Below are 17,258 nucleotides of genomic sequence, written 5' to 3'. Positions count from 1 at the left end.
CCGAAGGTTTGAAGAACCCTAGTCAGCGCCTGGCGACAACGCCCATGGGTGGCAAAGTGGATCGACTTCTGGACAGGGCCGACGATGCTGGACGCTGTGTCTGAACCAACGGCTTCGGCAGGGTCGGAACCCACAAGGTCGTCGGCCCAGACCCGGCGCGTGGCCGCCATTGACATCGGCACCAACTCCACCCATCTCCTGGTGGCCGGCGTGGACACCATCCTTGGCACCTTCAGCATCGAACAGGCGGAGAAGTCGACCACCCGCCTTGGAGAACGCGATCCGGACAGCGGCGAACTGACCTCGGCTGGAATGGATCGTGCTTTCGAAACACTGCGACGGTTCCGGGATCTGGCCGTCAGTCACGACGTGGAGCAGATCGTGACCGCCGCCACCAGCGCCGTCCGCGAGGCTCCCAATGGCAGGGAGTTTCTCCAAAGCATTCAGGATGGCCTCGGCATCGATGTGGATCTCGTCAGTGGCCCGGAGGAGGCCCGTCTGATCTACTTGGGGGTGCTCTCTGGGATGACCTTCGGTGATCGTCCCCACCTGCTGCTGGACATCGGTGGGGGATCGACGGAGCTGATCCTTGCCGATGGACGCGATGCCCGCGCTCTCACCAGCACGCGGGTGGGTGCAGTGCGCTTGCAACGGGATTTCGTCAAGGATGATCCGATCCCCCCTCAGCGACGCTCGTTCCTGCAGGCCTTCATCCAGGGATCCCTGGAGCCTGCCGTTGACAAGGTGCACCGGCGGATCAAGCCGGGGGAAATACCCGTTCTCGTCGCCACCAGCGGCACGGCCATGGCCATCGGTGCACTGGCGGCCAGTGAGGACGAACGTCCTCCGCTGAAACTGCACGGTTACCGGGTGTCGCGCCAGCGGCTGGATCGCGTTGTCGAGAAACTGGTGACGATGACTCCGGATCAACGGCGGGACCTTTCACCCATCAACGACCGCAGGGCCGAAATCATCGTGCCGGGGGCCCTGATCCTGCAGACCACGATGCAGATGCTGGGCGTTGACGAGTTCGTTCTCAGCGAACGGGCCTTGCGCGAGGGACTGATCGTGGATTGGATGCTCCGCCATGGACTGCTCGAGGACCGTTTCAGCTTTCAGAGCAGCATTCGTCAGCGCACTGTTATCCATCAGGTGCAGCGCTTTGCGGTGAATCAGAGGCGCGCTGAACGGGTGGCGACCCATGCCCTGAGCCTGTACGACGCCACAGAGGGTTTGATGCACCACGACGATGGCCAGGGGCGGGAGTTGCTCTGGGCCGCAGCAATGCTTCACGCCTGCGGACAGCACATCAATCTCAGCGCGTATCACAAGCACTCCTGGTATCTGATTCGTCACGGAGAGCTTCTGGGCTACTCGGAGTCGGAACATCTGATGGTGGCAGCCATTGCCCGCTATCACCGCCGCAGTCTTCCCAAGAAACGGCATGAGTCCTGGCAGGCGCTGGTGACCCGTGAAAATCGACGTCGCGTCAGTGAAATGTCACTGCTGCTGCGCCTTGCAGCAGCCCTGGACCGGCGACCTGAGCCGGTGGTCGCTTCATTACAGGTGAACACAACACCGGACGTGTTGGATCTTGTTCTTGTGCCAGAGCGACTGAATCAGAACCTCAGCCTGGAGCAGTGGAGTCTTGAGAGCTGCGCTGAGGTGGTGCGTGAGGCTTCGGGGGTCAAGCTCCGGGTCAGCGTTCAGGGTTGAGCGGGTACCAGCGCAGGTCATTGATGCTGCCGAGGTTGATCGCTTCCTCCTCCTCTCGGCGCAGCATCACCAGATCCGGACGCCCGGGATAAACCTCAACGCCTTCGGGGTTCTCCACCGTTCTAGGGGCGTCCAGAATTCCTTCGAACTCCACTGTTCCATCGCGACGCAGGGCAATCCAGCACGGTTCGCTGCAGTCGAGAACGATTGCTGCTGTCGTGGTCGATTCCGCCGGGGGAGCTGGAACGTCCTGTCTTGGAGGTTGGACCTTCGTTTCGGGTGCTGCCTGGATGGGCGTTTCCCGACCAGAGGTCGATGTGGTGGTGTCTGTGAGCAGATGACGGGCCCAGCTGCCGAGGCCAACGATCGCCATCAGGGCCAACAGAAGGGTTATCCAAGGGGGTCCGGAGGCCTGATCAGCGATTGGCTTCAGTGCTTGAACTGGCGTATGGGTGATCGACGGACGATTGGGCAGTGGACCCAGCTGCTCCACCAGTGCATCAGCATCAAGTCTGAGGTGACTGGCGAGGCGTCGCACCATCGCCTTGATGAACACAGGTTCAGGTAACCGATGCAGTTCCCCTTGCTCCAGAGCTTCGAGTTGTTCACAGCCCATGTGCAAACGCTGGGCCAGCTCCTCACGGCTGATCGAAGCGGACTCTCGCCCCTGACGGATCGCAGTTCCTACATCCTCAATTGCGGATGATTGCGTGGGTTTTGAGTTGAGGTCGCTTCCGCTCATCCGGAAGACTCACATCAGAACAACCGGAATTTAGGCCGTTTGCACCAACTTGACAGCCTGAGTCTCCTGAGGAGTGACTACAACCCCCTGGGAAATATGGGCGATACTGGATTCGAACCAGTGACCCCTTCCGTGTGAAGGAAGTGCGCTACCACTGTGCTAATCGCCCGCACAACCCAATCTTAAACCACCACCATCAGTGGCTTGGGCGGAAAAGGTGGTCGTGATCCGGTGAATACAAACGCGATCGTTGACGACCTCCATTGAGTGCTGGACTGATGATGTAGAGGGTTGTGCGGATCAACTGGCGCTCCTGACTGGCAGCAGCCATCTGCGCGAGGGGGACAACGGACATCCATTCATCAGGCCAGCTCACCCGGTAGGCGATGGCCACCGGTGTGTCGTCGGGGTAATGGCGCTGAAGGGTGGCCTGCACGTCATCGATATGGCGGGCACTGAGATACAGGCATAGGCTGGCCCCCAGAGCTGCCAGCTGATCGAGTTCCTCTGAAGGGGGAACCCCCGTGCGCCCCCCGGCGCGGCCGAGGACAATGGTCTGAACCACCCCCGGGATGGTGAGTTCGCTGGAGAGTCCCGCTGCTGCCGCTTGATAAGCGCTGACCCCGGGAACCACTTCCACCGGAATGTCCGCATCGCTCAGAGCGCAAATCTGCTCGTTGATGGCGCTGTAAAGAGCCGTGTCCCCATCGTGCAGACGCACGACCTTGGCCCCCTGACGTTGTCGATCGATCAACAGAGGAATCACCTCTTCCAGGGTGAGGGTGCTGGTGCGGATTTTTTCGCAATGGTCAGGAGCCAGCACTGTGATCTGAGGGCACACCAGGGAGTCCGTCCAGATCAGCACATCGGCATGACGCAGTCGTTCAGCGGCTCGAAGGGTCAGTAGGTCCTCAGCCCCGGGGCCTGCTCCGACAAAGCAAACGGGGTGACTCAGGGGTTGGGTGGAGTCTGAAGCTGTTGCTGCCGCCGGTACAACCACCACAGACCCAATCCACCCTGAACCATCAGCATGGCACTCATCAACTGGGCGATGCGAATCCCTCCCTCACAGGCTGGGGGCAGTGCTCCCACACAGAGGGGATCAATGCGGAGTCCCTCGATCCAGATGCGGCCAAAGCTGTAGCCGATAAGATACACACAGCTCAGAGCTCCTGCAGGAAGGGAGAAACGATCTCGGCTTCCCCAGCGGAAAAGACCCAGCAGGAGAGCAAACAGCAGCAGATTCCAGATCGATTCGTACAGGAATGTTGGATGGAAAAACTCGGCGTCCGCATAGATCACCGGCCGATTCCCGTAGGGAATGAACAGCTTCCAGGGGAGGTCGGTCGGGACACCGAAGGCTTCAGAGTTAAAGAAGTTTCCCCAGCGTCCAATGGCCTGGCCCAGAGCAACGGAGGGCACCAGAACATCGAGAACATCCAGAAATGGCTGACGACGCCAGCGGCAGAACAGAAACAGGGTGAGGGTTCCAGCGATCAGAGCGCCGTGGATGGCGATGCCTCCTTCCCAGATCGCCAGCGCCTTCATCGGCTGATTGGCGTAGTTGTGCCATTCGAAGGCGACGTAATACAACCTGGCTCCGATCACGGAGAACAACACCAGCAGCGGGAGCAGATCACTGATCAACCCGTTTTCCAGCCTGCGGGACTGGGCCAGGCGACTGGAGAGGTTCAATCCGATCAGGACTGCTGTTGCGATCAGCAGTCCGTACCAGCGGAGGGTGAGCGGCCCGATCTGAAACAGAACGGGCCCAGGCGATGTGAACATCTGGATCAGAAGTTGCCCTCAGCAGCCTGAACCTTCTCCACCTGTTTCTTCTTCAGCACCAGCATGATCTGGGCAACGGCAACAGCCGCAAAGAAGGCGAGCAGGCCGTAGATGCGCACAGGGTTCTGAAGCACGATTTCGGCATCAACCTGACCGAAGCCACCGACATTCGGGTCGTTGGTCAGTGCGCCACCGGCCTCAACGGTGTCGCCGACGTTGACCAGCAGCTGAGGTCCGACGGGAATGGTTTCCGTCACAGCCGCGCCATCCGTGGTGTTGATGGTGAGGATGCTGGAGCCGTTCTCGCCGTCCTCAATCGCTGTCACTGAGCCGGAAGCGGAGGCAGTGTAAACCGCGTTATTGCTCTTTTCGCCGGTGGGGTACACCTGGCCACGACCACGGTTGCCGCCGACGTGGAGCTGGTACTTACCGAAGTGAATGTTGCTGTCGGTGGCGGGGTCAGGTGAGAGAAGGGGGAAGACCACTTCCTGATGCTGATCACCGGGAATCGGACCCACCAGAAGAATATTGGGCTGATCGTCGCTGTACTGCGAGAAGTAAACCCCTTCGGTCTCCTCTTTCATCTCATCGGTCCAGCGATCCTGAGGCGCGAGGGTGAACCCATCGGGCAGCATCACGACAGCGCCGACCTGAAGGCCCACGTCGCTTCCATCGGCTCCAATCTCTTGAAGTCCGTCCTCGTAAGGGATCTTGACGCTGGCGGTGAACACCGTGTCGGGCAGAACCGACTGAGGCACTTCGGCCTGGGTCAGTTTCTTCGCCAGGTGGCAGTTGGCGCAGACGATCTTGCCGGTGGCTTCCCGAGGGCTGTCGTAGTTCTGTTGAGCCCAGAAGGGATAGGCCCAGCTGGCGGCGGGGGCGATCAAAACGCTCAGGCCGAGCACCAGCGATCCGAGCAGTAAGGAGAGGTGGCGACGCATGGAAGGGGTGAGGGGAGGAGGGAAAGCGAAGGAAAAGGATCAGGCCCACCAGGGCTTATCGCCCGTGCGGAAGTCGGTTTCAGTCCACTGGCTCACAAAGACGTTGTCGTTCTCGACGCTCACGTTGGCCAGAGCCAGGGAGAGTGGCGCCGGACCGCGAACCACCTTGCCGGTGGCGTCGTACTGACTTCCGTGGCAGGGGCACATGAACTTGTTGGCGCCGCTGTTCCAGGGCACGACGCAGCCGAGGTGGGTGCAGATGGCGTTGATGCCGTAGCTGCCGATGGCATCCGAACCTTCAACGATCAGATAGGTGGGATCACCCTTGAGACCCTGGACGAGGCTGCGGTCACCCTCGGGGTGAGAGGACAACCAGCCGGTGGCGGTGATGGCGTTCCCGAGCTCATCCTTGGCGGAGGTGCCGCCGCCGGCTCCAGCGGCGCGGGGGGGGATGAAGTAGTTAACGACGGGGTAAAGAGCACCCAAGGCCACCCCGGTCACGGAACCGAAGGTCAGCAGATTCATGAACTGCCGACGACCCATTCCGGGCACATCGCTCGAGGAAAGTTGGGTCATGACGGACGGTCATCCAGCACGGAATAAGGATCATTATGGACGCTTAAGTTCCTGTCACGCTTTGCAACGACTGGCCTTTCAACGTTCTTCGTATCGTCGTATTTGTGCTTGATCTGTCATCCGGGATGTCTGCAGAACCCCTCGGTGTCGAGGAGCTGATTGGCTGCTTACGCCAGCGCTGGCGGGCGACTTACGACCTTCAGCTGGTGGTTCGCCGGCAGCGTCTCTACCTGCAGGTGATGTGGGCTTATTTAGAGCAACAGTCGTTCCCGATGGACGAAATCGCGTATCGGGAGCATCTGGCGGAAGTGCTGGATGTTGTGAATCGTCTTGGTTTGGCGGCCGAAGTGCGCCATTGGATCAATACAACCCGGGATAAACCCCGCCTGGGTAAGGCCCTGAGCCTTCAGCTGCAGGCTGAAGGGCCAGCCGCGCAGAACCTGCTCAGGGAGTTTCTCGTCTGAGGGTCTCCGTGAGGGCGACCAGCCCGACGCCGATCAGGAACAAGGCCGTGATCGCGCCCGCCAGCAACAGCATGGTGATCGGGTCGGTTGATGGGGTGAGCACTGCCCCGGCGAGGGCGGAGCCCAGCACCACCCATCGCCACGCCCCGAGCATGGTGCGCCAGCGCACGAGTCCCAGCACGCCCAGCAACAGCTGCAACACCGGCAATTGAAAGGCCAGGCCTGTGGCCAGCATCAGCAACAGAACGAAATCCAGGTAACGCTCGATCGACCAGAGCGGTTCCACCACATCGGCGCCGTAGCTCACCAAAAAACGCAGAGCGGCGGGGACCAGGGCCCACCATGCAAAGGCAATGCCCGCCAGAAACAGCACGGCCGATCCGGCCACGGCCGGCGCGATCAGCCGCCGTTCCCGAAGCGTCAATCCAGGGAGCACAAAGGCCAGCAACTGAAACAGGACGTAGGGAAGGGCGAGTGTCAGGCCGGCATAGCCAGCCACCTTCAGCGACACGAACAGAAATTCACCGGGTGCCAGCTGCAGGAAGTGGATCCCCTGGGCCGGGGCTTCCAGCAGGCGCACGAGGGGCTTCACCGCCAGCAGGCAAACCAGTGCTGACAGCACCACGGCCAGGAGACTGCGCAGCACTCGCTGGCGCAGTTCCTCGAGGTGATCCACCAGAGGCATTTCGACCTCGTTGGGCAATTCACTCGCGTCCTTGTCCCCGCTGATGCGGATGGGAGGAGGTGGCTTGAGAACTGGACCGTCGGATCTGTCGGGGTCGGGCACGGATGGAATGGCTGGTCTGGCCGACACGTCAGCCCTTGCTTCCCGCCAGGCTAGAAGCCTCGAGGCTGTTGAGCCGGGTCTCGGCCCGCATGGGATCGCCCCAGCGCACCTCGCCGCCGCTGTGGCGAACGGTGCCTGGCCCGGCACCGGCGATCCGCTGCAGATGCTCCGTCGGCACCATCACAACAGCCACCCGCACATTGCCGCGTGCACGGCTGAAATAGGACGCCAGGTCGCAGGCCAGCTGCAGATCGTCGTCATCGGCCAGACCAGCCGAGCTTTTCAGCACCACATGGCTGCCGGGACATTCCTGGGCGTGAAACCAGAGGTCACCGCTGCGGGCCTGGCGCAGGCTGATCCAGTCGTTCTGGCGATGGTTGCGGCCCACCTGCAGCACGAGACCACTGGGGCTGATGACTTCGAGGGGTTGAGGCGTGCCCTGCTGCTGTCGCTGGCGCCGCTCCTGGCGACCGACAGGGTTGAGCAGCTCCTCCAGTTCCCGCCGTAGATCACCGAGGGCCATTAGGCGTGACGCCATCGGTTGCCATGCCGCAGCCTGCAGATCATCGATGAAGGCCTCGCTGCCGTTGATCAGCTGCAGCCGACCATCGTGGTGATGGATCCTTTCCTGAAGCATGCTGCTGGACCGCCGCAGCTTGCGGGCCCGTCGATAGAGCTTCTGGGCTTGATCCACCTCGTCGCGATTTGGTGCCGGTAGGCAGAGCAAGGCATCCGCCTGCTGCTGCAGATCCGCGCTGTCGGCGCAGGCCGCCAAACGCCTGCGCTGATCCTCCAGAGCCAGGTCCTCCTTGGACCGCCAGCGGCTCAGACGTTGCCGCAGCTCGTCACAGGCTCGCTGCAGATCGCGTTGGTCAATCCGGCTGCGGTACCAGTGCCCCAGAGCGAGGGCCAGGCCCCCTTCGTTGCCTTCAGCGCCGCCGGATCGATCGGTGTGGCTCGACCAGACCCGGTACCCCTCTTCACCCTTGAGATCAAGTGTGAATCGCTCCGTCTCGAGGCAGGCCAGCCAGGCCTGCCAACGGTGATGCAGCTCATACCACGCGTCCGGCTCAAGCTGGTCGACGGGCGTGGTCAGCAACTCCCCGGCCAGTTGCTTGGCCAGGGGCGGGCTGATCCCTTGATATGCCTGCGGCAGAGCTTTACGCAACGGAAGCGGCAGGAGACGGAGACGGTCGCGCCAGCGCTCGAAGTGTTCTGCAGAACTGGGGGGCTGCCCCTGCAGGGGTGGTGGGGGGATATAGGCATCGCCGGTGCCAATGGGTCGGACCCGTGACTGGTGGTCGCGCACCTGACGGCCCAGGGCGACCACCTGTCGCTGCTCGTCCAGTAGCAGCACATTGCTGTGGCGGCCCATCAGTTCCAGCACCAGCACGCGCTGAGCGGGATGGCCCGGCCTTGGAGCCATCCGGAACTCCACCACCCGTTCAAACCCCGTTTGAACCAGTTCGATTAGCGCCATCTGGCGAAGGCTGTGCTGGATCTGCTGGGAGAGGGTGCTGCCGGCACCCTGCCGCGGCGGCGGCGGGATCTGCACCAACCGCGGCGCATCGGCTTGCCAGCTCAATTCGAGCCAGAGCATGCCCTTCAGGGTGCGGAATCCGAGTTGCAGCGTGGCTGGATCCGGTTGCTGAGCTTTCTCGAACCGGCTGGGCAGCAGCCTCGGCCGGAGATCGCTCAACACCGCGCGCAGGGTGGTGAGGTCCATGAGCTGCAGCCGTGCCGTGCTGGTCACCCGTCGTTCAGAGGGGTTCCTACTCTGCTGGGCCACGACGATGCAGTGATGTCAAACGGCATGGGCACCCTGACGGTGATCACCGGGCCGAGCGGCGTCGGGAAAGGAACGCTGGTGCAACGCCTTCTGGAGCGGCATCCGAGCATCTGGGTGTCGGTATCGGCCACCACACGAACTCCTCGCGAAGGAGAGCGTGAGGGGGAGAGTTATTTCTTTCACAGCAGGGATCGCTTCGATGCCCTTGTGCAGGAGGGCGGTTTGCTGGAGTGGGCTCAATTTGCTGGAAACCGCTACGGGACTCCCCGGGCTCCCGTGGAGCAGCAGTTGCAGGCCGGGCGGCCCGTTCTCCTGGAAATCGAACTGGAGGGAGCCAGACAGGTTCGTCGCAGCTTTCCTCAGGCCGTGCAGATTTTTCTGGCACCGCCCAGTTTTGAGGAACTCGAGCGCCGCATCCGCGGGCGTGGCACTGATTCTGAGGAGGCGATCCAGCGCCGACTGACGCGGGCTCGTGAAGAGTTAAGCGCCCAGGACGAATTCGATGCTGTGGTGGTTAACGACGATCTCGACCAGGCCCTGCTGAAGCTGGAAGGGCTGATGGGCCTGGCTTGATGGCAAAAAAAAGGGGGCATAGCCCCTTTTTTTGATGTTGGACAAGACCCAAATCACATGGGGTGGAAGAGCAGGTCGGGGAAGAAACGGTTCCACTCGATCAGGATCCCGGCGGTGAGGGTGAACCAGATGGCGGCAACAACCGGCGCGGTGGTGAGAAATTTCTGCATGGTTCGATTGAGGGATGAAGTGGGTAGGAATCAGCGAGGGGAAACGGTCACCTTGTCCTCGTCCTCCAGGAGTTGCCCACTGGTGAACTCACCGAAGGCGGCCAGCGGCCAGGTCGCTGCGGCCAGAAGGCTCTTGAACGCGATGCCGAGGTCGATCTGGATCTCATTCATCGCGGCGCTCTTGCCTCGTGTTGCCTTCAGGTATTCACGTCCTGCCCAGCCGATGCAACCGGCCACATAGAGGAACATGATCCCGGGATAGACGAAGTCACCGGCATGGCTCCAACGGCCATCAACGATCAAATGGGGCAGGCCGTCATCACCGCAGGAGGCTTGGCTGTACATCTCGAAACGAGCCTTGGCCTGGGGCGTTGTGGCGGCAGCGGCGCGCTGCTGGAAACGGGCGCTTTCGGAGCAGGGGGTAAGGCCGGCCACGTCAGCCTTGGCGACGGGAGCGAAGCCGAACACCAGGAGAGCCGAGAGAAGGGCGGCCAAGAGACGACGCATCTGAACGATTCCTGTTTGTAAGCTGCCCGTTGAGAGGCAGGATGTCACTTGTGGACAGTAGGGGAGGGTCCCCACCCCGATGACATCAGTCCTTGCCCTCGAAACAAGTTGTGACGAGTCGGCAGCTGCCCTGGTCAGCCGTCGGGCGGATGGCCGATTCGATGTTCAGTCCGCTCGAATTGCCTCCCAGGTTGAGGAGCATGCCCGCTGGGGCGGCGTTGTGCCGGAGATCGCCTCGCGGCGTCACGTGGAGGCGTTGCCGGGCCTGATCGAACAGGTCCTGGGGGAGTCGGGATCCACCATCGCTGATGTGGATGCGATTGCCGCCACGGTGGCGCCGGGGCTGGCTGGGGCATTGATGGTGGCCTCCGTGACGGGCCGCACGCTGTCAGCGCTGCATGAACGCCCTTTCCTGGCGGTGCACCACCTCGAGGGGCATCTGGCGTCGGTGCATCTGGCGGAGCATCGGCCCCAACCTCCGTATCTCGTGCTGCTGGTGAGCGGTGGACACACCGAGCTGATCCGGGTCGAGGCTGATGGGGGGATGGAGCGGCTGGGTCGCAGCCATGACGATGCGGCCGGGGAGGCCTTCGACAAAGTCGCCCGCCTGCTGGGCCTCGGTTATCCAGGTGGGCCTGCGATTCAAGCTGCGGCTGAGGGCGGGGACGGCAGCCGCTTCACGTTGCCGAAGGGACGCATCTCCCTGACTGAGGGGGGCTTCCATCCCTATGACTTTTCGTTCAGCGGCCTGAAAACCGCCATGCTCCGCACGGTGGAGGCTCAGGACAGCCCCCTGCCGACAGCTGATCTGGCCGCCAGCTTTGAGCAGGTGGTGGTGGACGTTCTGGTGGAGCGCAGCCTCCGTTGTGCCACGGACCATGGCCTTGAAGAGCTGGTGATGGTGGGTGGTGTGGCGGCAAACCACAGATTGCGTCGCACCCTTCAGTTGCGCTCCGCAGCTGTGGGCGTGAGGGTCTCTGTGGCTCCGCTGGCCTATTGCACCGATAACGCCGCCATGATTGGCGCAGCGGCCCTGTTGCGCTGGGAACGGGGCGCTCGTGGTTGTTCCTGGCGGACTGGAGTGTCGGCGCGCTGGCCCCTTGGGCAGGCAGATCAGCTTTACAACGAGCAACCAGCCTTTTGAAAACACTCGTAGGGTGTTAGCGCACGGCACTCAGGGCATGGCTGAGCAACTCGAAAAGACAGCTGGCGTCGCTGAGCCCGTCGGTTCGGACGAATTGAATGCCTGGAAGCGCGGATTCACGCCGCAGGCTGAGATCTGGAATGGCCGCCTGGCCATGATCGGCTTGTCGGCCGGTTTGGCCGTGGTGCTTCTCGTGCGGGTGTTCGCCGGGAACTGATCAACTTCTGCCGCGCAGGGCTTGAGCCAGCTCGTTGGGCTTGAGACTGACGGCCACAGCTTTGTCTGGCTCCACTCGCCCAGCTTCGACGAGAGCCTGAAGTGACTGATTGGTGGTCACCATGCCATCAAAACCACTGCGCTCCATGATTTCCTCCACTTCATCCAGGGCACCGCGCTGGATGTAGTCCTTGCAGGCGTCTGTGTTGATGAGGATGTCGTGGAAGGCAGCGCGTTATCCGTCGGTGGTGCGGATCAGGCCCTGGGCGATCACCCCCAGCAGCGATTCCGACATGGAGCGCCGCACACTGTCCTGCTCCTCGGGTGGAAACATACCCAGAACCCGCTCGACGGTTTTCACCGCTGAATTGGTGTGCAGGGTGCCGAACACCAGGTGGCCCGTCTGAGCGGCTTCCAGGGCGGTGGAGAGGGTGTCCTGGTCGCGGATCTCCCCGACGAGAATCACGTCGGGATCCTCCCGCAGTGCGGCACGCAGGGCGTTGTGGAACTTGAGGGTGTGCATCCCCACTTACCGATGCCGGATCAGGGATCGTTTGCTCTCATGCACGAATTCCACCGGGTCCTCAATCGTGAGGATGTGGCGGGTTTCGTTGCGGTTGATCCAGTCGATCATCGCGGCGAGGGTGGTGCTTTTCCCAGAACCGGTGGGGCCGGTCACCAGAATCAGACCCTTGGGGCGACCGGCCAGTTCCGTCAGCACCTCAGGCAGCTTCAGCTGCTCCATGGTCAGGATGGTCTGGGGGATCAGTCGGAGCACCATGGCCGGGCCCCGCAGGGAATCAAGCAGGTTGATCCGGATGCGGACGAAGGGAAAGGCATGGGATCCGTCGAACTCCTTCTCGCAGAAGAACGTGTCAATTTGCTGTGGTGACAGGATCTCCCTCAGCCAACCCTGAAAGGTGGAGAGGTCGGTGGCGGGCCATTCCGTGGTCTGCATTTCACCGCGGGCGCGGTACCGCGGCACTTCGCCGACGCCGAGATGCACGTCGGAGTGCCCTTGCTCGTGGGCAATCTTGACGATCGCCTCCAGGTTGGGAGCACCATGGGGTGACGACGTTGCCGATTCAGCGGGCTGTGCAGCAGCTGCCGGTGATACTGTCCTTGGCCGCGGCGAAAGCTGGGGGGAAAGACCGGCTGGGCCACGCTGCGTCACAAGGGCTGCTTTCAGGATCGTCCCGATGGCTCCGCTGGCAAGTCCCTGTCAAAGATGAGCCGTAAAATCAGGCCACCGCGAGAGTTGCGATGACGGATCAGCCCAGGGTCACGATTGTCCTGGGCACGCGTCCGGAGGCGATCAAACTTGCTCCGGTGATCCGGGTCTTTCAGAGCTCTTCAGCCGTGCGCACCCGGGTGGTGCTGACCGGTCAGCACCGCGAGATGGTGTCCCAGGTGATGGACCTGTTTGATCTGAAGGCCGATCAGGATCTCAACCTCATGGCCCCGCGCCAGACCCTGACCCATGTCACCTGTGCAGCCCTGGAGGGTCTGCGGGAGGACTTTCAGGCCTATCCACCGCAGTTGGTGCTGGTGCAGGGCGACACAACCACAGCCTTCGCGGCTGGCCTTGCGGCGTTCTACGAGCAGATTCCCGTGGGCCATGTCGAAGCTGGCCTGCGCACGGACAACCTGCTGGATCCGTTCCCGGAAGAAGCCAATCGACGACTTCTCTCGCAGATCGCGACCCTGCACTTTGCACCGACCCAGAAGGCGGAGGCCAATCTCAGGGCTTCTGGGGTCGTGGGTGAGGTGAGCGTCACCGGCAACACCGTGATCGATGCCTTGCTGCTGATGGCGGAAACGGCACCGCAGATCAGTTTCGATGGTCTCGACTGGGACCACCAGCGCGTGATCCTGGCCACCGTTCACCGCCGTGAGAACTGGGGAGAGCGCCTCAAGGACATCGCCTCAGGGATGCTTCAGGTGCTTGATCGCCACCCCGATACAGCGCTGCTGCTGCCGTTGCACCGCAATCCCACGGTGCGCGAACCGCTGCAGGCCTTGCTGGGGGACCATCCGCGGGTCGTGCTCACCGAGCCCCTGGATTACGACCGACTGGTGGCAGCGATGAAGGGCTGCACGCTGCTGTTGACCGACTCAGGGGGATTGCAGGAGGAGGCTCCGGCTCTCGGAAAACCCGTGTTGGTGCTGCGGCGCACCACCGAACGGCCTGAGGCGGTTGATGCGGGCACGGCCCGACTCGTCGGCACGGACCCTTCGGTCATTCTGGAGGAAGCATCCCGTCTGCTCAGCGACGCTTCGGCCTACGAGTCGATGTCCAGGGCGGTGAACCCCTTCGGTGATGGCAAGGCCAGTCAACGCATCCTCGAGCTCAGCCGGGCCCATCTGGGGGTCTGACGCCAGCGTCAGCTCCGACCGATGCTTCCGCTGGTGGCTGACGCGACGCTGGCAGCACGGCGATCGGGTATTGATCTTCCTCGGATTGAATCCGTCCCGGGCTGATGCGGAGCGGGACGACCCCACCCTGCGCCGTCTGATCGGCTTCGCAGGGGACTGGGGCTATGACGCTCTGGTGGTGGTGAATCTGTTCGCCCGCATGTCCCCTTCGCCCTCCGTCCTGCGTCGCTGTCACGATCCTGTTGGTTGGAATGCAGATGCCGCGCTGCTGCATTGGTGCCGCTCCTGGGCGGACCAGGAGGCCTGGGCCCTCTGGTGTGGCTGGGGCAATGGTGGGGGTCAGTTCGGCCGGGCCCAAGACGTCATGGATCTGTTGAAGCCTCTTGTGCGGCAACGGGCTCAGCGATATCCACTGGCGCCGGGGCCGCAGGCTTTAGCGCTCACCCGCTCCGGCCAACCGCGCCATCCTCTCTATGCACCCCGGAGATCTCTCTTGAAACCATTCCGATGGGCAGGTCCTGATCCCATCGGGCATCCTGAGGTGACCCCTTTGGCTTTTATCCAGCACTGATGTCTCGAACACCGCGACGCTATGCCGTGCATCTTCATTTGGTGGGAGGTCAGACCGAGCGGGTGTTCTTTCCCAGGCTGGAGCAGTTTCAGGAGTGGTATCAGGGGGTGGTGAATGCCGAAGGGCAGGGCGGCTTTGTCAACGTGCCCATCAGTGATCTCGAAGGTGAATATTTGGTGGTGCGGCCGGAAGCGGTGATCGGCGTTCGCGTGGAACCTCAGTTTTCTTCTGTCAATGACGCCTGAGCGTCTGGGTCTGCTCTGGGGCGTCACGGTCTTTGCCGGGGCCGGTGCGCGGCTGCTGGCAGCGGTCTCAGAACTGCCGGGGGTGGTTCTGCTGCTGCTGTCAGGGCTGTTGATCGGTCGCTCCGGCCTCGGTCTGGTGGAGCCACTCGACCTGGGCCCGGGCCTGGGCACGGTGGTCGGCCTCCTGGTGAGCCTGGTGCTTTTTGATGGCGGCCTCAATCTGCGACTGCCGGGGGACACGATCCGCGAGACCGTGAAGCGGATCGCTGTTCTGCGGCTGCTGATCTCCCTCGGTGCCGGGTTGCTTGCGGCTCACTGGCTGGCCGGACTCAGTTGGTCCGTCGCTGCCGTGTTCAGCGCCATTGTTCTGGCCACGGGTCCCACCGTGGTGACTCCCCTGGTGCGTCAGATGCGTCTGGCGGCTCCCCTGGGTGATGTGCTGGAGGCGGAGGGCCTGGTGCTTGAGCCCATCGGGGCGGTGCTGGCTCTGCTGCTGCTGGAATTGGTCCTGGGCAATCTGCATGGCTGGCGCGAACTGGTGCTGGGCCTGCTGGAGCGGCTCGGTGGAGGGGTGCTGATCGGCGCCAGTGTCGGGTGGCTGCTGTCGGAGCTGCTGCAGCGGCTGAAGCCTGATCAGTCCTCCGGCCTGCCGTTGCAGCTCACCCTGGGGATGTTGTTCCTGATGTACGGCGTCAGCGAGTGGCTGTTGCCGGAATCAGCTTTGCCGGCTTCTGTGGCGGCGGGCATCGTGGTTGGACGTCGCCAGACGGCGCACACCGCCGATCTGGATGGTCTGATCCAGGAGCTGGCGCAACTGGCGATCACGATGCTGTTCCCACTGCTTGCCGCGGACGTGTCCTGGGCGGAATTGAGCCCTCTGGGCTGGGGGGGGATCAGCTGCGTTCTCGTTCTGATGCTCGTGGTCCGACCGATTGCCGTGGGTGTGGCGACGGTAGGTCTACCGCTCGATCTTCCCCAGAAGCTCTTTCTCGGCTGGCTGGCACCACGAGGGATCGTCACCGCGTCGGTGGCATCGTTGTTTGCCATTCGACTGGAGCAGGCGGGGATCCTCGGAGCCGGTCGCCTGCAGGGCCTGGTCTTTCTGACCATCCTGATGACCGTGGGCCTGCAGGGCCTCACGGCTCAACCGTTGGCCCGTGCTCTGGGATTGATCGAGGAATCCGCTGGCGCTACGACGTCGTCATCCGAGACAACGCCGCAGTCTGGGGAGGTCTTCTCCGATTCGGGCCAGTAGAGACCAGGTTGTCATCAGGTCGGGGCCCTGCAGCCGTCCAAGCAGCGCGGCGCGTAAGGATTTCATCACCACACCTTTTTTGACGCCGGCTCCCTTGGCGGCATCCCCCAGGAGCTGTTTGGCGCGATCCATGTCGCCACCATCCCAGGGATCAGCCTCGAGGGTCTGCAGCAGTTGAGCCACAGCGTCACGAGCTCCTTCGGCCTCCAGTTGGCTTTTGCCATCGTCCTCAAGATCAGGACACTCGAAGAACGGTTTCGCCTGGTCCACGCCGTCCTTGAGCAGGGTTAGGGATGGTCCCAGCAGTTCGCACAGGTCCAGCCCCCAGCTGCTGTCATCCGGCAGCGTCCACCCCTGTTCGCTCCAGAGGGGATGGAGCTCATCCAGGAGCTGCTGAGCTGGCAGGGCGTGCAGCACCTGCCCGTTGAGCCAGTTGAGCTTGTCCCAATCAAAGCGGGCCCCGGCCTTGTTCACCCGATCGAAGCTGAACACTGCTGCTGCTTCGGGCAGGGTGAAGCGCTCCTCCATCCCCTCGGGCACCGACCAGCCCAGCAGGGTCATGTAGTTGGCAATCGCTTCTGCGGTGTACCCCATCGCGCGGAAGTCGTTGATGGAGGTCACGCCATCCCGTTTGGAGAGCTTGCGGCCTTCCCCATTCAGGATCAGGGGTGCATGGGCAAAGGTCGGTTCAGGCAGGCCCAGGGCCTTGTAGAGCAGCAGCTGCTTGGCGGTGTTGGCGATGTGGTCTTCGCCGCGGATCACATGGCTGATCGCCATGGCGGCGTCATCCACCACCACCACGAGGTTGTAGAGGGGATCTCCGATCTGATCGGCGGGAGCCCTGCGGGCCACCACCATGTCACCGCCGAGGTCTGCACCACGCCAGGACATGGCGCCACGCACCATGTCGTTCCAGCGGATCTCAGCGGTGTCATCGATCCGGAAACGGATCACGGCTTCCCGTCCTTCCGCCTGGAAGGCCGCTTCCTGCTCCGGCGTGAGATTGCGATGACGGTTGTCGTAGCGCGGTGCCTGATTGCTGGCCTTCTGGGCCTCGCGCATGGCCTCCAGTTCGGCCTCGTTGGCATAGCAGCGGTAGGCCAGACCCTTCTGCAACAGCGTTTCGATCGCGGCACGGTGCTGTTGAACCTGTTCGCTCTGGATCAACGGCTCTTCATCCCAGTCAATCCCAAGCCAGCGCAAGCCCTCGAGGATGTTCTGGGTGTATTCAGGCTTGGATCGTTCCTTGTCGGTGTCCTCAATCCTCAGAAGGAAAGACCCCTGCTGGCGCCTTGCGTACAACCAGTTGAAGACGGCTGTCCGCGCCGTTCCGATGTGAAGCGTGCCCGTGGGGCTGGGGGCCAGACGAACGCGCACCATTGCGGTTTCGGGTGGTGA

The 17,258-nt window shown here is 62.6% G+C and carries 19 protein-coding genes, 1 tRNA gene and 1 pseudogene; 9 read left to right on the top strand and 12 right to left on the bottom strand.

Annotated elements, in window-relative coordinates; all coding sequences use genetic code 11:
* Positions 1–84 precede the first annotated feature (84 nt).
* Complete coding sequence (locus SynA1528_RS09430) at positions 85–1,716, top strand: Ppx/GppA phosphatase family protein (protein ID WP_186586533.1); 1,632 nt, start codon at positions 85–87, stop codon at positions 1,714–1,716.
* Here the strand turns inward: SynA1528_RS09430 and SynA1528_RS09425 are convergent.
* The 6 genes from SynA1528_RS09425 to petC all read right to left on the bottom strand — a co-directional run bounded on the left by SynA1528_RS09425 (position 1,700) and on the right by petC (position 5,763).
* Positions 1,700–2,458, bottom strand: a complete 759-nt coding sequence (locus tag SynA1528_RS09425; protein WP_186586532.1) for a helix-turn-helix domain-containing protein — start codon at positions 2,456–2,458, stop codon at positions 1,700–1,702. The genes SynA1528_RS09430 and SynA1528_RS09425 overlap by 17 nt on opposite strands.
* A 97-nt stretch (positions 2,459–2,555) precedes the next feature.
* A tRNA-Val gene (locus SynA1528_RS09420) sits at positions 2,556–2,627 on the bottom strand.
* 27 nt (positions 2,628–2,654) lie between these two features.
* The gene (gene cobM, locus SynA1528_RS09415) at positions 2,655–3,413 is read right to left on the bottom strand and encodes a precorrin-4 C(11)-methyltransferase (protein WP_186588387.1); all 759 of its coding nucleotides are present in this window, start codon (positions 3,411–3,413) and stop codon (positions 2,655–2,657) included.
* The gene (lgt, locus tag SynA1528_RS09410) at positions 3,410–4,246 is read right to left on the bottom strand and encodes a prolipoprotein diacylglyceryl transferase (RefSeq protein ID WP_186586531.1); all 837 of its coding nucleotides are present in this window, start codon (positions 4,244–4,246) and stop codon (positions 3,410–3,412) included. Before lgt ends, cobM begins: the two co-directional genes overlap by 4 nt.
* Positions 4,247–4,251: 5 nt before the next feature.
* Positions 4,252–5,187, bottom strand: coding sequence for a cytochrome f (gene petA / locus SynA1528_RS09405; RefSeq protein WP_186586530.1), 936 nt, complete (start codon positions 5,185–5,187; stop codon positions 4,252–4,254).
* A gap of 39 nt (positions 5,188–5,226) precedes the next feature.
* A complete protein-coding gene (gene petC, locus SynA1528_RS09400) occupies positions 5,227–5,763 on the bottom strand; it encodes a cytochrome b6-f complex iron-sulfur subunit (protein WP_186586529.1) in 537 nt (178 codons plus the stop codon).
* A gap of 125 nt (positions 5,764–5,888) precedes the next feature.
* Here petC and SynA1528_RS09395 point away from each other — a divergent pair, with 125 nt between their 5' ends.
* A complete protein-coding gene (locus SynA1528_RS09395) occupies positions 5,889–6,227 on the top strand; it encodes a DUF3067 family protein (protein ID WP_186586528.1) in 339 nt (112 codons plus the stop codon).
* Here the strand turns inward: SynA1528_RS09395 and tatC are convergent.
* Positions 6,208–6,912: a twin-arginine translocase subunit TatC gene (gene tatC / locus SynA1528_RS09390; protein ID WP_186588385.1), complete on the bottom strand. Its 705-nt coding sequence runs from the start codon at positions 6,910–6,912 to the stop codon at positions 6,208–6,210. The genes SynA1528_RS09395 and tatC overlap by 20 nt on opposite strands.
* A gap of 130 nt (positions 6,913–7,042) precedes the next feature.
* Positions 7,043–8,740, bottom strand: a complete 1,698-nt coding sequence (locus tag SynA1528_RS09385; protein ID WP_186588386.1) for an Rqc2 family fibronectin-binding protein — start codon at positions 8,738–8,740, stop codon at positions 7,043–7,045.
* An 87-nt stretch (positions 8,741–8,827) separates the two neighbouring features.
* On the opposite strand from SynA1528_RS09385, the gene gmk reads away from it, so the two are divergent.
* A complete protein-coding gene (gmk, locus tag SynA1528_RS09380; protein ID WP_186588384.1) occupies positions 8,828–9,376 on the top strand; it encodes a guanylate kinase in 549 nt (182 codons plus the stop codon).
* Between the two features lie 53 nt (positions 9,377–9,429).
* On the opposite strand, the gene psaJ is transcribed toward gmk, so the two are convergent.
* Together psaJ and SynA1528_RS09370 are read right to left on the bottom strand one after the other, a co-directional pair.
* Entirely contained in the window at positions 9,430–9,546 is a 117-nt protein-coding gene (gene psaJ, locus SynA1528_RS09375; RefSeq protein ID WP_007098612.1) for a photosystem I reaction center subunit IX, read from the bottom strand.
* A 30-nt stretch (positions 9,547–9,576) separates the two neighbouring features.
* Positions 9,577–10,053: a Photosystem I reaction center subunit III gene (locus SynA1528_RS09370; protein ID WP_186586527.1), complete on the bottom strand. Its 477-nt coding sequence runs from the start codon at positions 10,051–10,053 to the stop codon at positions 9,577–9,579.
* A gap of 79 nt (positions 10,054–10,132) precedes the next feature.
* Between SynA1528_RS09370 and tsaD the strand changes: the two genes are divergently transcribed.
* Together tsaD and SynA1528_RS09360 are read left to right on the top strand one after the other, a co-directional pair.
* Complete coding sequence (gene tsaD, locus SynA1528_RS09365) at positions 10,133–11,197, top strand: tRNA (adenosine(37)-N6)-threonylcarbamoyltransferase complex transferase subunit TsaD (protein WP_186586526.1); 1,065 nt, start codon at positions 10,133–10,135, stop codon at positions 11,195–11,197.
* 37 nt (positions 11,198–11,234) lie between these two features.
* Positions 11,235–11,414 carry a chlorophyll a-b binding domain-containing protein gene (locus SynA1528_RS09360; RefSeq protein WP_186573480.1) on the top strand — a complete coding sequence of 60 codons (180 nt, stop codon included), beginning with the start codon at positions 11,235–11,237 and terminating at the stop codon, positions 11,412–11,414.
* On the opposite strand, the pseudogene SynA1528_RS13335 reads toward SynA1528_RS09360, so the two are convergent.
* Positions 11,415–12,464 (bottom strand): annotated as a pseudogene (locus SynA1528_RS13335) (type IV pilus twitching motility protein PilT).
* 212 nt (positions 12,465–12,676) lie between these two features.
* Between SynA1528_RS13335 and wecB the strand changes: the two are divergent.
* The 4 genes from wecB to SynA1528_RS09335 are packed head-to-tail and all read left to right on the top strand — an operon-like array spanning position 12,677 to position 15,860.
* Complete coding sequence (gene wecB / locus SynA1528_RS09350) at positions 12,677–13,789, top strand: non-hydrolyzing UDP-N-acetylglucosamine 2-epimerase (protein ID WP_186586525.1); 1,113 nt, start codon at positions 12,677–12,679, stop codon at positions 13,787–13,789.
* Positions 13,734–14,360, top strand: coding sequence for a DUF1643 domain-containing protein (locus SynA1528_RS09345; protein WP_186586524.1), 627 nt, complete (start codon positions 13,734–13,736; stop codon positions 14,358–14,360). Before wecB ends, SynA1528_RS09345 begins: the two co-directional genes overlap by 56 nt.
* The gene (locus SynA1528_RS09340) at positions 14,360–14,605 is read left to right on the top strand and encodes a hypothetical protein (protein WP_186586523.1); all 246 of its coding nucleotides are present in this window, start codon (positions 14,360–14,362) and stop codon (positions 14,603–14,605) included. The genes SynA1528_RS09345 and SynA1528_RS09340 overlap by 1 nt, the downstream gene beginning before the upstream one ends.
* Positions 14,595–15,860 carry a cation:proton antiporter gene (locus SynA1528_RS09335; RefSeq protein ID WP_186586522.1) on the top strand — a complete coding sequence of 422 codons (1,266 nt, stop codon included), beginning with the start codon at positions 14,595–14,597 and terminating at the stop codon, positions 15,858–15,860. The genes SynA1528_RS09340 and SynA1528_RS09335 overlap by 11 nt, the downstream gene beginning before the upstream one ends.
* Here the strand turns inward: SynA1528_RS09335 and gltX are convergent.
* Positions 15,807–17,240 carry a glutamate--tRNA ligase gene (gltX, locus tag SynA1528_RS09330; RefSeq protein ID WP_186586521.1) on the bottom strand — a complete coding sequence of 478 codons (1,434 nt, stop codon included), beginning with the start codon at positions 17,238–17,240 and terminating at the stop codon, positions 15,807–15,809. The genes SynA1528_RS09335 and gltX overlap by 54 nt on opposite strands.
* Between the last annotated feature and the right edge of the window lie 18 nt (positions 17,241–17,258).

Source organism: Synechococcus sp. A15-28 (genome assembly GCF_014280175.1).
In the GTDB taxonomy this organism is placed as follows: Bacteria; Cyanobacteriota; Cyanobacteriia; order PCC-6307; family Cyanobiaceae; genus Parasynechococcus.
The sequence above is the reverse complement of the archived record's forward strand: the minus strand, read 5'-3'. Positions and strand labels throughout refer to the sequence as shown.